Here is a 17131-nt window from a genome sequence, read left to right on the forward strand (position 1 = left end):
CGATATGGGATTCACCTCTCTGCCGACATTTCCCCGGTAGCTGAGCGGAGCCGAAGCCAGCAAAATTTAGCCTTTTTCAGCAATACGCAATATATCCCCAAAAACACCTCTGGCCGTTACTGCAGCTCCTGCACCTGCGCCTTGAATAACCAAAGGATGCTGTCCATAAGACTCCGTATATATCTCAATAATGGAATCGGATCCTTTTATTTGACCAAGGGCACTCTCTTTGGGAACAGAGATCAATTTCACCTCCAATTTCCCTTTTTCCTTTTGCAGGTCCCCTGAAAGGTCGCCCACATAACGCAATACGTGACCTGGTTTTTGCGCCTTCTTTATTTTGCTGAATTTCTCATCCAAAATATCCAGTTTTTCCAAAAAGCCTTTTACATCAACATCTTGCAGCGACTCTGGAATTAAATTTTCAATTTGTATATCCGAAAACTCATTGCTAAGATCCAACTCTCTGGCCAAAATGAGCAGTTTCCTACCCACATCGTTACCGGAAAGATCTTCGCGTGGGTCCGGTTCGGTATACCCTAACTCCATAGCTTCTTTTAAAATTACCGAGAATGGGGCTTCCTTTTCCGAAAAAGTGTTGAAAATATAACTTAAAGATCCCGAGAAGACCCCTTTTATTCTTGTAATATTCTCTCCTGAAAGATGCAACAATTTAATGGTGTCTATCAACGGTAGCCCTGCACCAACATTGGTTTCGTATAAATACTGCTTTTGATGCTTGGCAAGTTCCTCCCTAAGCAACTGATAATAATCGAAGCGCAAGGTATTGGCAATCTTATTGGACGACACCAAATCAAAACCGTTATCCACGAAATCAAAATATGAGGCCACAAATTCTTCATTGGCAGTATTGTCTACCGCAATAAGGTTCTCCAAATGATTATCCTTGGCATATTTAAATATATCGTTTAATTTATAGGGTATCGCCTTGGTTTGCATGGCACTTTTCCAATTTTTGGAAATACCATTTTTATTCAATAGAACCTTTTTGGAATTGGCAACTGCAAAAACATTGATATTGATGCCCTTTCTTTTTTCAATGGTCTTATTGGATTTAAGAATTTGATCAATGAGGGTCCCCCCCACATTTCCATGACCAAAAATGGCAATATTTACTTTTTTGCTTATACCAAATATCTGGCCGTGCACTACATTCAATGCCTTGTGCAAATCTGATTTTTTCACCACCAGACTCACATTTTTTCCAGAAACGGTATTGTTGAACAACAAAGGAACCACTTGGTTTTTGATGAGCGCATTGAATGGCTTGTGAAAAGTACTCAAGTCCTGTCCCACAATCGAAATAACCGATACTTGATCTATAACCGTAATATTATTGATGTCCTGTAGTTTAAAATCGGTTTGAAATTCCTCTTCCAAAGCCCTTTTGGCTAAATTGGCATTTTTGGCATCGACCACCAAACCAATCCCTCTTTCCGATGATCCCTGGGAAATAATACTTACACTTATGTTATTATTGCCCATTGTCCTAAAGATACGGGCATCTACCCCTACTTTACCCAATAAACCTCGGCCCTCCAAATTGATCAAGGCCATATTTTCAATGACCGACAAGGATTTGATACCTTCCTTACTGGTCTTGGCACTGATCAAGGTACCCTCGTTATCGTTGTTGAAGGTATTAAGGATCCGCAATGGAATATTCTTTTCTATTAATGGAATAATAGTCTTGGCATGTAGGATATTGGTTCCAAAATTTGCCAACTCATTAGCTTCGCTATAGGAAAGTTCCGAGATTCTTTTAGCCTCTGTCACCAAATCCGGGTTGGCCGTGAATATACCATCTACATGGGTGTAGTTCTGTAACTCCTCGGCATTGAGGTAATTGGCCAACAAAGCAGCAGAGTAATTGCTCCCATTTCTACCCAAGGTGGTTGTTTCATTTAGTTCATTGGAGGCTATAAACCCTGTAGTTACCACTACAGCATCTAGGTCCAATTTCCCGAACTCACTTTTTACATTTTCCTTGGACAAGGTTTCCAATACCTTGGCATCCCCAAAATTGGAATCTGTTTTAATTAGCTGTCTAGAATCAATGAATTTGGCGTTGACACCCCTACCTATAAGTAATTTTGCCACCAATTTAGCCGAAAGCAATTCTCCAAAAGCTAAAACCTGATCTTTTATTTTAGGGCTATAATCGCCCAATAAAGCTACCCCTTCGAACAATTTTACCAATCCCCGAAATTCTTCGGAAAGATTAACATTGTCATAAGTGTGCCTTTGATATTTTTCAAATTGTTCAAAATCCGTTACATAATCAAGCCCCTTGGCCGCTTTGTCCAGCATCCCTTCCAATTCGTCCGTAGCCTTGTTCCTGGCCGATACCACAACCGCAATATTTTCACCATTGGCAACCTTGTCCGTTATTATCTGAAGTACAGTATCCAACCCCTCTCCATTGGCCAATGATTTGCCTCCAAATTTTAGGACCTTGACTTTTTTAGATCTTCCATTGCGCTCAAAAACTCCCTTTAACAACTCCTCCATTTGATTGAACTCGATCAAAAAGGCATCGTGCCCGTGTAAGGAATGTATTTCCCCATAGGTTACATTGCTGTTGGCCTGGGCCAATTTCTTAAAGGTATCCTTGTTTTCCTGGGCCGTAAAAAAAAGGTCGGAATCTACCCCAATGATATGGATATTGGTATCGCTATTTTGAAGATTAATGAATGCCTCTTCCCCATTTCTATTTATATCAATAGTCTTCAGCAGTTGATTCATTAGTTTGTAGGCCGACAATTGAAAACGTTCCTGTAATTTTTTACCATGGTGCGTTAGCCAACTCTCTACATTAAAGACTTTCAGTTCCTCATTGGTGCTTCTCTTAAAACGCTCCTTAAAGGATTCCGGTGTCCTATAGCAAAGCATGGCATGCATACGTGCATCATGTACGGGCTGCTTGGAGTTCACCAAGAACTGTTCCTGAATCTGGCAGTTGGCAATAAGCCAATCCGTAGACTTCCAATCAGATGCTACTGGAATAAGATGTTCCGTTAAGTGCGGATCAATTGCTGCCATTTCCCAAGCGATACCTCCGCCTAAAGATCCCCCTATAAGCGCATATAACTTACCTATTTTTAAAGCCTCAAGTCCCAGAAGGAAAATCTTGGCAATGTCCTTGGCAACAAAATCCTTATAATTATCTATTACAAACCCGTCATACCCATTTCCCGGAATATTAAAGCAAAGAATGGTGTATTTTTTGGTATCAATACATTTTCCTTCTCCTATCAATGTTGTCCACCAGCCATGTTCGCCTGCCACATTGGAATTACCTGTAAGGGCATGGTTCACCATTATTATAGGTGCGGAATGCAATGGTTGGCCAAAGATCTCGTAGGACAAATTAATATCCAAGGTTTTGCCGCTATAGGTAACGTATTTATTTATTGAAAGATGATGTAACATAAGTTGTTTAAACTAATAATTTTCTTGATAGAACTTTGTCATTGATGATGAAATGATCAGGGAGTGCCTTAATATTATACAAATTAATTGCCGCACTCCCTTATCACTTTGTTAATGACTATAAAAGGAAATAAAATAATTTTTATGCTAAAACAGATTTATCAATGACTGAAAATGCTTGAACCAAATCTGCTTTTATATCTTCAATATCCTCCAAACCTACACATAGACGTATTAGATCTTTTGTTACGCCTGTAGATTGCTGGGCTTCATCATCCAATTGTTGGTGCGTGGTGCTTGCAGGGTGAATAATTAAAGACTTGGTATCCCCAATATTTGCCAATAAGGAGAATAGCTTGGTTTCATCCACCACTTTTTTGGCCGATTCGTATCCGCCTTTAACCCCGAAGGTCACTATTCCACTTTGTCCTTTTGGAAGGTATTTTTTGGCCAAGGAATAATATGGACTGGATGAAAGGCCTGGATAGTTTACCCATGCCACTTCCTTTCTATCCTCCAACCATTTAGCTAATTCCAAAGCATTTTCACTGTGTTTCTTGATACGAAGTTCCAATGTTTCCAAACCTTGAATAATTTGAAAGGCATTAAATGGGCTCAAGGCAGCACCGAGATCCCTTAAGCCTTCAATTCTCACCTTTGCAATAAAGGCAGCCGCACCCAAGACATCATGATAAACCAAACCGTGGTATCCGGGAGATGGCTCCGTAAACTCAGGGAATTTACCACTGCTCCAATCGAAAGTACCGGCATCTACAATGACACCTCCCATAGAAGTACCATTGCCATTGATATATTTTGTAAGGGAATGTATTACAATATTTGCCCCGTGTTCAATAGGTTTAACCAAAGCACTTGTGGCAACCGTATTATCCACTATAAAAGGTATTTTTGCTTTTTTGGCCACTTCGGATATTGCCTTCAAATCCAACACGTCCAATTTTGGATTTCCCAGGGATTCTACAAAAATAGCTCTGGTATTTTCCTGAATGGCATTCGCAAAATTCTCCTCGTCCCCTGGCTCAACAAAGGTGGTGGTAATACCCAATCTAGGCAAAGTCACCGCCAACAGATTATAGGTACCTCCATAAAGGCTACTGGAAGCCACTATATGATCTCCCGTTTTAAGCAAAACCAATAATGCTGTGGAAATGGCTGCTGTACCTGATGCGGTAACCACACTGGCAAGACCACCTTCCAAAGCTGCCAAACGCTGCTCCAAGATGTCATTGGTAGGATTGTTCAGCCTAGTGTAAATATATCCAGGTTCCGATAAATTAAAAAGATTGGCCGCATGGTCCGTATTATTAAACACATAGGCGGTATTCTGATAAATAGGTACAGCCCTGGTACCAGCTGTTAATTTTGTGTCATGCCCGGCATGTAAAGCGTTTGTTGAAAATTTTTGAGTACTCATGATTTCTTGTTTTTTTATATTATTAAAATAGATAAAATAAAAAGCCAAAACAAATAATGCGGACAGTGCAATATTATAAAATCAAAAAGTTAAAAAGAAAATCCGTTACAGAAGTAACCGTTAGTGTTATCTGCCATGGATACTGTAAAACAAACCAAAATAATTTGGCCCAGTATTTAGGTAGAATTTAGCACCTTCTTTAATTAAGGATCAAAGGGTTGCTAAGGCTTCAAAGGGTCTATTCCCTCCACCTTTCTTGATAACAATTCAATAAGTGTTTGAACTTTAGGTTTGCAAATATAGGTATGGAAAATTCTTTTTTCCTAATCTTTTCAATAAAATTATAAATCGAAGGCTTCTTTCACCAAATCAACGGCATCCAATTTCTCCCAAGTAAATAATTCTACTTCTTTTTCTACCCGTCCGTTGTATGGCGATTCAAAAACCTTGGTTATTTTCTTAGGTTCCTTGCCCATATGTCCGTAGGCCGCCGTTTCCAAATAAATAGGGTTTCTGAGTTTCAACCTTTCTTCTATGGCAAAAGGACGCATATCGAACAATTGGGCCACTTTCTTGGCAATCTCACCATCGCTCAAAGCTACTTTGGCAGAACCATAGGTATCCACAAAAATAGAAGTAGGCTCCACAACACCAATAGCATAACTAACCTGAACCAAAATTTCATCGGCAACCCCGGCAGCAACAAGATTTTTGGCTGCATGCCTTGCGGCATAAGCTGCACTACGATCTACTTTACTAGGGTCTTTCCCACTAAATGCACCTCCACCATGAGCTCCTTTGCCTCCATAGGTATCTACAATAATCTTTCTTCCGGTTAAACCTGTATCACCGTGGGGACCTCCAATTACAAATTTCCCGGTTGGGTTAATATGATACTTTATAGTATCATTAAAAAGCTTTTGGATTGCCTCTGGCAATTGTTCCTTTACCCTTGGAATAAGAATGGAAATAATATCCTTCTTAATTTTGGCCAACATCAGATCATCATCCTTATCAAACTCGTCATGTTGGGTAGAAACAACAATAGTATCTATACGTTGCGGAACATTATCATCGGAATATTCGATAGTCACCTGTGCCTTGGCATCTGGCCTTAGATATGAAATTGTATCTCCCACCCTTCTCAAATCCGCCAAAACCTGCAATATTTTATGGGAAATATCCAGGGCCAGGGGCATATAGTTTTCCGTTTCCTTAGTGGCATAGCCGAACATCATACCTTGATCTCCTGCCCCTTGATCTTCTTTTGCACCACGATCCACCCCTTGGTTGATCTCTTTGGACTGCTCATGGATCAATGATATTACACCACAGGAATCTCCACTAAACTTATAGTCGCCATTGGTATACCCGATTTTATTGATAACATCCCTCGCTATTTGCTGCACATCAAGATAGGTATGACTCTTAACTTCCCCGGCCAATACCACCTGACCAGTAGTTACCAAGGTTTCGCAAGCCACCTTGCTTTCCGAGTCAAAAGCCAAAAAATGGTCCAATAACGCATCGCTAATTTGATCCGCTATTTTATCTGGATGCCCTTCACTAACCGATTCCGAAGTAAATAAATATGCCATAAATCCTTTCTAAATAAAAATTAATAGGGATTTGACCAAGAACACTAGAGAAGAGTTGATGTTACAGTTCCAACGGAACAGAACAACTTAAACTGCTTTAGCATTTAGTTATGCCGAAACTAATTCAGCACATGAGGTTGCAATCAGTCAAATCCTTCCTCGATATTTTTCGCGTACAAAAGTACAAGAATTCTTGACGTAACTAAAAATGTTTAACAACAATTTTAAAATTGGCCCTAAAAAACTATAAATCGTATTTAACGGTAAACAAGATATACCGGGGTTGAATGAAATAAGAAGAGGTCGTAAAATATAATTCATTGGTGCTATCCCTATTCAAGGTATCCGTTCCAAGTAGATTGGTACCCTTTATTCCAAATTCCCACGGACTGTCCTTTTTCTGGTAACTGAGGTTACCTTCCAAAAAACTATAGGTATTATCAATGGTATTTTCCTTGTCCATGTATTTATAATAGTCATAATCCAAGGTAAAAATGAAGCTCTTTAGAAAGGTAGCATCAAACTTGGCATAGGGCCGATCCGTATAAAAGGTAGTAGTCCTACCCCCATTATCATAGTTATTTACCGTATACCTGTACCCTACCTCCAAATTAGGGGCATTCCTAAAATTGGTAGCTAGGGAAGATGTATAATTCTGGGTAAAGGATTCCGACCTTCTTGGCTGAAGGTCAATAATGTTGTTGGTAGCGGACCAGGAAACATTTGCCCCAACAGAAGCCTTTATTTTACCAAATGTCCGTTGATACCTACCATTGGCACTTAAGGATTCGTCTTCCAAATTTGAATTTATAGTGGTCCCAATCCTGTTTATCCCAATAATTTCCGAAGAACTTTTAAGTGCGTCTATTCGTTTAGTATAGGTAACGTTCCCGAAAATGTTAGTGAAATTGAACATATTAAAACTGAAGAAGTTCAATGATAGGTTATGGTTCAAAGCACTCTCCAAGTCCCTGTTCCCCGAATAAACAGAATTATAGTTGTTGAGCACATAGGCCTCAGCAAAATTATTGACATCCGTAAAAGATCTTGACACCCTATAATTGAAACGGATGTTTTCTGATTTTTTAAGTTGCGCATTTATGTACAGATCAGGTAACAAGGCTGTTAGATTATCCTCAACGGTAGTCCCCAGCTGATCGTTTTTAGTACCGTATTGATGTAAGGTAACACCAGGGTTAAAGGTGAAAATCCCAGCTATTACTTTATAATGAAAACCCAAATACAAATCCGAAATAGTATAGGTAACATCGTTATTGAACTCGCTATCGGTAAAAGTCAATGGTGCCCCTCCATCCAATATTTGAAAAATATCGGAATTAAAATTCTGATGACTCTGTGTAGTACCCAGAGTAAAGTTTAAATTACTCTTTTGGCCCGTTACCCAATAATAATCCAACTTCGCATCCACTTTATTGGTTATGGTATTTTTGCCTTGATTAAGGTTATATATACTCTGACTTTCATCTACCGGAAAAATATCGATAAAGGCAAAATTATCCCTTATGGCGCTGTAAAATGGATCTTCATCCTGATAAATATGTTGGGCTTCAAATGCGAAAATATTCTTTGAATTTAAAGTAGTATAATAAATATTGGCATTTTGATTTACAGAAATAGGCTTTTGCTTCTTCGTTTCCGTAATTTCATCGGTAATCGTGGAAATTGAAATAACATTCTCAATTTCATCATCGTTAGACTGTTTCAAGAGTATGTCGTAATCAAATTGAAATCTCTCATTAGGCTTGTACATGGAACTAAATTTTGCCAATCCCAAATGAGCCGTTTGATCTGTAGAAGTAGTGGCATCCTCCGTTTCGTTGGAGGAGATGTAAACCCTTCTTGTTTGGTTTTCCATTAGGGTCCCGGTATAGGAATAAATACCAAAGCCGCTCAGGTCCCAATTTTCCTTTGGGGAATAACTAAAGTTCACAGCAGCAAACTTAGTATCTATATTTTTCGCCCTATTGTTCTGAAGACTGGAAAGTCCCAAGCCATCCCCACCAATATCTATAGAACTTCCACTAGAGCTACCTAGATTTCTAAATCCGCCGGTAAAACTCTGGTAATCCCGTCTATTAAAAGGAGCTTCCCCAATATTATTGAGATCCGTAATAATATTGATACTATAGTCAGGACTGTAATAAAAGAGTTTTGGATGTGCCAAATAGCTATCATTGGTACCATAGCCTGCCGTAATTTCCCCGAACCAAAATCTCTTTTTCCCTTCTTTCAGTTTAATATTGAGAGCTACATTGTCCGTATCATTGGTCAGACCCTTCATTTGGGTTACTTCGTTAAAATTCCTCAACACCTCTATTTTATCCAATGCATTGGCTGGAATATTGTCTGCCGCCAACTTGGAGTCCCCGTCGAAAAAATCCTTCCCCTCTACCATTACTTTGGTCACTTTTTTTCCTTCTACCTCTATTTGCCCATCATCATTTATTTCCACTCCAGGCAAATTGGCCAGCACATCCTTAAGCTTTTTTTCCGTACCCGTAACAAAGGAATCCGTATCATATACTATGGTATCGCCTTTCACTGAGATAGGCATCTCATAGGTAACCTCAACCTCGTCCAATTGATTGGTTTGCTCGTAAAGAACGATGTCTTTGTTAACATCATTGGTAGGTGCCGTAAAAGAGAATTCTTCCGTTTTAAAACCCAAATAGCTTACGCGAACATTAAAATTTGCCCCCGCTTTTAAATTTAACTTATAGAGTCCACTATGGTTTGTTATGCCGTAAGATTCCAACGCTTTGGTTTCTGTATTTATGGCGATAACATTTGCCATATCGATCCCCACTCCTATGGAATCCTTAACTGTTCCCGTTAGGGTAATTTCTTGACCAAAAGCTGTAGTAAAAGCAAAAATAGCTACCAGTACGGAATAAACATTCTTATTGTACATCTATAAAAAAAATTAAAATACCTAAATTATTTATTGTGACTAAAAACAGTTGAACTATGGCCTGCCACCTCCACCACCTCTATTGCCTCCGCCTCCGCCACCACGACGGAAATTCTCCCTCATCTCGGCCATCTTATCTTTGGATATTTTATCATATTCCTCTTGGGTAACCGTCTTGCCCTTATTGGGCGCCTTTATCTCTTTCTTCTCTGTTGGATTGAGCACCAGTTTTGTACAAAGAATAACCGTAATATCATCTTTAACCTCCAAAATTAGACCGGGAAGCCCCCAATACTCCCCCGGACCTTGATTTACCGGAACATCCGGAGCATACCAAGCTGTTATCTCAATATCCTTTTCTGTAAATTCCTCTTCCTTGTTTTCACTATTCTCCCCTCCTCTACGAAAAATTGCCCGCATATTGGGCCTTTTAATAGTTCTGATGGCAGTGGCCTTAAAAGCTGTATAATTACCAATCTGCTTTGACTCCCCTCCGAGTTTCCAATCCAATTTTGGCAATGTATCATCTACTAGGAAAATCTTTCCGAAAAGTTCATTTTTAACCAAATATCTACCTTCCTTCACATCCTTATAATAATCGCCACCGGCTCCGCTCATCATACCAAATCGTCTACCTCCCCTATCGTTGCCAGGCTGTTCCAATCTTTCCTCCTCCTTATAGATCGAAGTGGATTTGTCAAAGGTTAAAATATAGGTCCGCTCATTGGCTTCCTTCATTCTTTGCATTATTTCCTTTTTTCTATCCTCTGGAATTTGCCTTCCCCCAAAATCCATATTAACCGTAGTTTTACTAAAATAGGTAGCCTCGCCCTGAAAATCCTGGGCATAAATTCCGAAATGGGATGCCAATAGCATCAAAGAGAATAAATAGAAACTTTTCATTTTTTAACATTTTATATTAAGCTTAAGACTGCAACAATTTGATTTGGTTTAATCCGAAATCAATAAAAAATACAATTATCCTTTCCCATAAGTTTTTTATCGGATATTCTAACAAAGATTTTATCATGCACCCGATATCTTGTATATTGTACCTCTTTATTACAAGTGCACAAAACACTAACCATAATTACAAACCTATGCATATCGCCGTTGCAGGAAATATTGGGGCTGGCAAAACAACCTTGACAAGATTACTTTCCAAACACTACCAATGGGAGGCCCAATTTGAAGATGTGGTTGACAATCCCTATTTGGACGACTTTTACAATCAAATGGAAAGATGGAGCTTTAATCTCCAGATATACTTTTTAAACAACAGGTACAGACAAATTTTACAGATAAGGAAGGGCGGCAAAGACACTATTCAGGACAGGACCATTTACGAAGATGCCCACATTTTTGCCCCAAACCTTCATGCCATGGGTTTAATGACCAATAGGGATTTTAGCAATTACACCAGTCTATTCGAATTAATGGAAACTCTGGTACAGCCACCAGATCTATTAATTTATTTAAGAAGTTCCATCCCAAATTTGGTGAATCAAATCCACAAGCGCGGGCGTGAATATGAAAACAGTATTTCCATCGACTACCTAAGCCGTTTGAACGAACGCTATGAAGCATGGGCGCAAAGCTATGAAAAAGGAAATCTATTGGTAATTGATGTAGACAAATTGAATTTCGTGGACGAACCGGAAGATTTAGGCTTGGTCATCAATAAAATTGACGCCGAGATCAATGGCCTTTTTTAAAACATAATCCTATGAAACCTTTCTGGCAATATATAATACACCTGCAGTAGTTCATATTTCATTACCGATAAAAACCAATGGTTAGAAATGCCAAGAACCGGCAGAATAAATGGATTTTAATAGTCCTTACTTAAGAACCCTGCCAAAACCCCTAAAATTGAAATCAGGGCAAAGGTCCGTACCCCCGCCAGTTCACTATTTGCCTTTTCGCGCTGAAGGCAACCAAAAGGCCTAATCCGAAGACAATGCCCAATGTGGTTATATCGTGGTAATCCATTTACCGCGTTATGTAAGAACACCTTAAAAAGTAAAAAACCCCGTTTGAACGGGGTTTTTAATATGATGCCAAAATATAAGTTTTACAACTTACTTTCTAATATCTATTTTCTCTATAACCACTTTATTATCATTTTTATCCGATACTTGAGTAGTCTTTTCAAATGCTTCCAATTGGGCTTTTACTTCCGCCTTGGTTCCATTGAAAGTTTTTTCTTCTGTGGTGGTTTCACCATTCACCGTAGTGCTATAAGTAATTACAGCCTGCGCCAAATCTGCTGATTCCACATTCATTTCAATCTGCACTTCCTGCTCGGCAATCCCTGTTTCCAAATGTCCACCCAATATTGGGGCTATTACCAATCCAATTAAACAGGTAAGTTTTATAAGAATATTCATTGAAGGTCCGGAAGTATCCTTAAATGGATCACCAACCGTATCTCCAGTAACCGCCGCTTTATGGGCATCAGACCCCTTATAGGTCATTTCACCATTAATTTCAACACCGGCTTCAAAAGATTTTTTAGCGTTATCCCAAGCACCACCGGCGTTGTTTTGGAATATAGCCCAAAGCACCCCAGAAACAGTAACACCGGCCATATAACCTCCCAACATTTCAGCAATCAATTGATTATCGCTACCATAAACCAATTTTCCTAAAAGCACAATAGCAATAGGGAAGCCAATGGTCAGAATTCCTGGCAACATCATTTCACGTAATGCTGCTTTGGTTGAAATATCAACACACTTTGCATAATCTGGTTTCCCAGTGCCTTCCATAATTCCTGGAATTTCCTTGAATTGTCTACGCACTTCGTACACCATATCCATAGCCGCTTTACCAACCGAATTCATGGCCAAGGCGGAGAAAACCACCGGAATCATACCACCTACGAACAACATGGCCAAAACTGGCGCTTTAAAAATGTTAATTCCGTCGATACCTGTAAAGGTTACATAAGCTGCAAATAACGCCAATGAGGTCAAAGCAGCGGAGGCAATAGCAAATCCTTTTCCAGTTGCTGCTGTGGTGTTCCCCACGGAATCCAATATATCTGTACGCTCCCTTACAATAGGATCTTGCTCACTCATTTCCGCTATACCACCAGCGTTATCGGAAATAGGTCCAAACGCATCAATAGCCAATTGCATGGCTGTAGTAGCCATCATTGCAGAAGCGGCCAATGCCACCCCATAAAAACCTGCCAAGGCATAGGAAGACCAAATTGCTGCTGCGAAAATTAGAACAGTAGGAAATGTAGAAATCATCCCAGTAGCCAAACCGGCAATAACATTTGTCCCAGCACCAGTACTTGATTTTTGCACAATGGCCATAACCGGCTTTGTACCCAAACCTGTATAATATTCAGTAACCGAGGAAATAACCCCACCTACAACCAAACCAATAACGGTTGCATAAAACACCCTTATGGAAGAAATATCTTTTAAACCTTCACCAAAAAACTCCATTTGCATGGTTTCTGGCAACATGTATTTTACCAATACAAAGCAGGCTATCAATGTTAAACCTATAGAAACCCAGTTTCCTATGTTCAAAGCACCCTGCACTTCTTTTTCCTTGGCTTCGTTGTTTTTTATTTTAACCAACATAGTACCTATAATGGAAAAAATAATTCCAAAGCCGGCAATGGCCATAGGCAATAAAATTGGTCCAATACCACCAAAGGCATCCTGGATGGCACCACCCATATCCTTAATAACATAATTCCCAAGTACCATAGCCGCCAAAACGGTAGCTACGTACGAACCAAATAAATCCGCACCCATACCTGCAACATCCCCAACATTGTCCCCAACGTTATCTGCAATGGTAGCCGGGTTACGCGGATCATCCTCTGGAATACCTGCCTCAACCTTACCAACCAAATCCGCACCTACATCTGCAGCCTTGGTATAGATACCTCCACCAACTCTTGCGAACAAGGCAATAGATTCCGCACCAAGGGAAAAACCGGCCAATGTTTCAAGAACAATGGTCATGTCCTCTGTAGATGTCCAAGTACCGTTCATAAAAAATTGAAACAATAATATAAAGGCGGCAGTTAAGCCCAAAACGGCCAAACCAGCAACCCCAAGTCCCATGACAGTTCCACCACCGAAAGACACCTTTAATGCCTGTGGCAAACTGGTACGGGCAGCCTGCGTGGTTCTAACATTTGTTTTTGTGGCAATTTTCATTCCCATATTACCTGCCAATGCAGAAAAGAATGCACCAAAAATAAAAGCTACTACAATAAGAATATGCGTAGTAGGTACTATAAAAGAAATTGCGGCCAACGCAACACTGGCCCCTATAACGAAGATGGTCAATAATTTATATTCTGCTTTAAGAAAAGCCAAGGCCCCTTCATAGATATAATCTGAAATTTCTTTCATTTTTCCGTCTCCAGCATTTTGTTTTAATACCCAAGACCTTTTTACCGCCATAAAAGCAAGACCTACCAATGCCATAATTATTGGCAAGTAAATAATTATTGATTCCATTTGTTTGATTATTTGTTATATATTTTGAGGGGCAAAAGTAGTAAAATATGCCAGAATAAAAAAAGCAATATTACTTCCGCAATATTGCTTTTTTACTTTTTAAAAAATTAAGGATTAATACTTTATACTTACATCCTGTTTTGGGACATCGCTATCCTTAAACCTTTGGATACATTTTGCGACAATTTCCCTTGCTTCTTGTTGCTCTCCCCATCCACCAACATCGACTTTTTTCTTTTCAAGATCCTTATAAACCTTAAAGAAATGTTCTATTTCCTTTATTAAATGCGGGTTTAATTCGTTTAAATCATTGATCTTGTTCCAGACTGGATCCGATACGGGCACACAGATCACCTTTTCATCCGGACCTTTTTCATCGGTCATATGAAATACGCCGATAGGTTTTACCTCCATTACACAACCGGGAAATGTTGCTTCGGTCACCAAAACAAGGACATCCAATGGATCGCCATCCAATGCTAAGGTTTCTGGGACAAACCCATAATCGGCCGGATACATCATGGATGAAAAAATCATCCTATCGTACCTTATCTTCTTTAGGGCAAAATCGTATTCATATTTGTTTCTACTACCCTTTGGTATTTCGATCAATACATCGAACGACGTAATATCTTCACTGCTCATATGGTTATGTTTATTCTTATAATTTTCTAAAATAACAAATTAATATCAGGTATTGGGCAAAAAGTATATCAGAAGTGAAATCCGAAGGACCCTGTTACCCCAAAAGACCTTGCCCCAGGATTTTCCAAATAATTGCCCCTAAAGTTAAAATCTATCCTTAAAATCTTCAATATATTCCCTACTCCAACGGAATACTCCCAATAAACCTTATCATTTGGAGCTAATAACGGAATGTTTGCCGGGGCGCTCAAGGCCCTATTTTCATCCGAAAGTTCTCCCCAGACTCCTCTTAGTCCAATTATTTCCCTTAGGTTCCATTTTCTCATAAAGGGAATCCTGGAAAAAAATCTACCATTAAAATTGTGTTCCAAATGTGCAGAAACATAAGTATCCGTAACAAATTCGTAAAAATCGAGATTTGAGAAAGTATTGTAAACAGAGAAAAATGTTTGATTTCCGGGAATGGCGTTTAGTAGTCCCAATGGAACCTCCCCATAAGTCTTCCCAATCTCCACGGTACTTAGCAACCTGCCAAGACCACCTACCTGCCAAGGTTGTGTGTAACTAAACTGAACCTTTTTATAATCGAAATCACTGTCCAGAAAGTTTTTAACTCCATTGGTATAGGACAAAAACAAGGTGCTGTAGTTATCGTTCACATCACGCCTTTCCACTCCATTTCCTATGGTTTTCTTTCCTGGAGTATATATAAGAATGGTAGAAAGGTCAAATTGATTGATTTCCGAAGATATCCCTGTAGGTGACGTAGGATCTATATAATCCAAGCTAAAGGCATTGGGCAAGGCAGAACTGAGTGTCCTGTAAGACCCTCCTACCCCTATCCTTAAATTGGTGACCGGTTCCAGCTCAAGATTAAAGGTACTAAGATCTATATTGGTAAGTCGGTCATTGGAACCCACAGTAAACACCGAAGAGGAGGCTATACTCCTTCCCAAGACATCCGTAGTGGCCGTTAAGCTAATCCCCAATTGTTCAATATCCCTTCGTTTGCCACCTGAAATTATAAACCTGGATTTCTTGTCCACCAGCCATTTGCCGGAAATCCCATATTTAAATTTATCATCGCCAAACCCATATGCCAAATAGGCCTGCAATCGCCAAGGATCATTTTGTCCAAAATAAGTCCGGGCCCCGGCCCTTAGTCGAACCCCCTCAGCTTCATTATAACCAAAAATACTGTACACATCCCCTAGGTCCAAATTCCATTTATCTATTTCTACATACCCGGATCCCAGTATACTCACAATGTTATAGTAGCTTTTAAATTTGGGAACTGTCTTTAGGGTATCCAACAATTTATAAATACCTTTTTCATCAGCATTTAAAGACTCCAATCTATTGGCCTCCCAAAAGTCATCTTCCTTATTCAAGACCAGCGGGTCAAATGGGTCTGTCTTGGCCCTATAAAATTCATTGGGTTTTGGCTGATTAAATTTATAATCCCCGTAGACCGTAGTCCTCTTGCCATATACCCCTCTAGAATTTTCCTTTTTATTAAAGCTAAAATCCGATAGCATATAATCCCGGGTCAAAAGAAAAACCGAATCGTTGACCACATCGAACTCCTGTTCAATATAAATTTCCTTTACCCAGTTAATATTGGCACTTTTGGTGACGGCCAAATTTATATTCTTCACCGCGTAGGTAGAATCGTTCACCCAAAAGTCACCTTTAAACGTAAGTTCATTTTTTCGTCTCGGATAATAAATAATATTGTAACACCATTTATTATCTATAAAGGCACTATCTGCCAAGACGTAATTATAGGTATCCACACCTGCCTTGGACAATGGACTGGTAAAACTCTTGTCGAAAAATTTTAAATAATTATTGTAAATATCGTAATCAGAATAAAGATCGGCAATAAAGGCAATTATAGCCTGATTATTGCTGAAGCCAGAATTCTTGCTCCCCAAAACATCCTCCTTTACCACTGCCGTCTCATTATTCCCATAGACCTTGGAAAAGGTTTCATTCAAAAAAATGGGCAAATAGGTCTTCCCTGTTATCCGTGAAGTATCCAAATCGTTAAAAACAAATTCCAACCCCTTAAAAACCCTACTCTTCATAAGGGCACTATCTATAGTATTGAGATCAAACTCTACTTTCTCATACTTGTCATACTGATATTGTTTAAACATATGAACCCCGTTCTTACGCTTTTTGGCCCATATTTTTTTGAGTATATCTATCGCCGGATTATTTTTTTTATCGGTTTTACCAAAATAAACCACCACCTCATCCAACTGTTCGCTGGACTCCGCAAGCACAACATTCATGTTATAGGTAACCTTGGCCGTAAGACTTATTTCCTTGGTTTCGTAACCAATAAAAGACACCAATAAAGTAGCATGGGTATTCTCGGATTCCATATAAAACCTACCGTTGTCATTGGTTATGGTACCCTCCGAGGAATCCTTGAACAGAACATTGGCAAACGAAACGGGTTCACCGGCCTCATCCACTACAATACCCCCAACCTTGGTCTGGGAAACAGAGTATTGAACGATAAACAGAAATAAGATTAAAAGGATTCGTGTCATTTTCTTAT

Annotated in this window: 9 protein-coding genes and 1 riboswitch; of the genes, 1 reads left to right on the forward strand and 8 read right to left on the reverse strand. The window is 39.3% G+C overall.

The features are described from left to right. Positions 1-66: 66 nt before the first annotated feature. The 5 genes from thrA to KO529_RS01130 all read right to left on the reverse strand — a co-directional run bounded on the left by thrA (position 67) and on the right by KO529_RS01130 (position 10321). The gene (gene thrA / locus KO529_RS01110; RefSeq protein WP_215946084.1) at positions 67-3453 is read right to left on the reverse strand and encodes a bifunctional aspartate kinase/homoserine dehydrogenase I; all 3387 of its coding nucleotides are present in this window, start codon (positions 3451-3453) and stop codon (positions 67-69) included. Positions 3454-3595: 142 nt separating this feature from the next. Next, complete coding sequence (locus tag KO529_RS01115; protein ID WP_215946085.1) at positions 3596-4888, reverse strand: O-acetylhomoserine aminocarboxypropyltransferase/cysteine synthase family protein; 1293 nt, start codon at positions 4886-4888, stop codon at positions 3596-3598. A gap of 157 nt (positions 4889-5045) precedes the next feature. Beyond that, positions 5046-5154, reverse strand: a riboswitch (SAM riboswitch). 75 nt (positions 5155-5229) lie between these two features. After that, positions 5230-6486, reverse strand: a complete 1257-nt coding sequence (metK, locus tag KO529_RS01120; protein WP_215946086.1) for a methionine adenosyltransferase — start codon at positions 6484-6486, stop codon at positions 5230-5232. 244 nt (positions 6487-6730) lie between these two features. Continuing rightward, a complete protein-coding gene (locus KO529_RS01125) occupies positions 6731-9418 on the reverse strand; it encodes a carboxypeptidase regulatory-like domain-containing protein (RefSeq protein ID WP_215946087.1) in 2688 nt (895 codons plus the stop codon). Between the two features lie 54 nt (positions 9419-9472). After that, entirely contained in the window at positions 9473-10321 is an 849-nt protein-coding gene (locus tag KO529_RS01130) for a GLPGLI family protein (RefSeq protein WP_215946088.1), read from the reverse strand. A 197-nt stretch (positions 10322-10518) separates the two neighbouring features. Between KO529_RS01130 and KO529_RS01135 the strand changes: the two genes are divergently transcribed. After that, entirely contained in the window at positions 10519-11133 is a 615-nt protein-coding gene (locus KO529_RS01135; RefSeq protein ID WP_031445163.1) for a deoxynucleoside kinase, read from the forward strand. A 366-nt stretch (positions 11134-11499) separates the two neighbouring features. Here the strand turns inward: KO529_RS01135 and KO529_RS01140 are convergent, their stop codons facing one another. The 3 genes from KO529_RS01140 to KO529_RS01150 form a co-directional block, all read right to left on the reverse strand. After that, the gene (locus KO529_RS01140; protein WP_215946089.1) at positions 11500-13914 is read right to left on the reverse strand and encodes a sodium-translocating pyrophosphatase; all 2415 of its coding nucleotides are present in this window, start codon (positions 13912-13914) and stop codon (positions 11500-11502) included. A 114-nt stretch (positions 13915-14028) separates the two neighbouring features. After that, on the reverse strand, positions 14029-14559 hold the full coding sequence (locus tag KO529_RS01145; RefSeq protein WP_111624331.1) for an inorganic diphosphatase: 531 nt from the start codon (positions 14557-14559) through the stop codon (positions 14029-14031). A 68-nt stretch (positions 14560-14627) separates the two neighbouring features. After that, complete coding sequence (locus tag KO529_RS01150; RefSeq protein ID WP_215946090.1) at positions 14628-17123, reverse strand: DUF5686 family protein; 2496 nt, start codon at positions 17121-17123, stop codon at positions 14628-14630. Positions 17124-17131: the final 8 nt, after the last annotated feature.

This window comes from Arenibacter algicola, assembly GCF_018860365.1.
In the GTDB taxonomy this organism is placed as follows: Bacteria; Bacteroidota; Bacteroidia; order Flavobacteriales; family Flavobacteriaceae; genus Arenibacter; species Arenibacter algicola_B.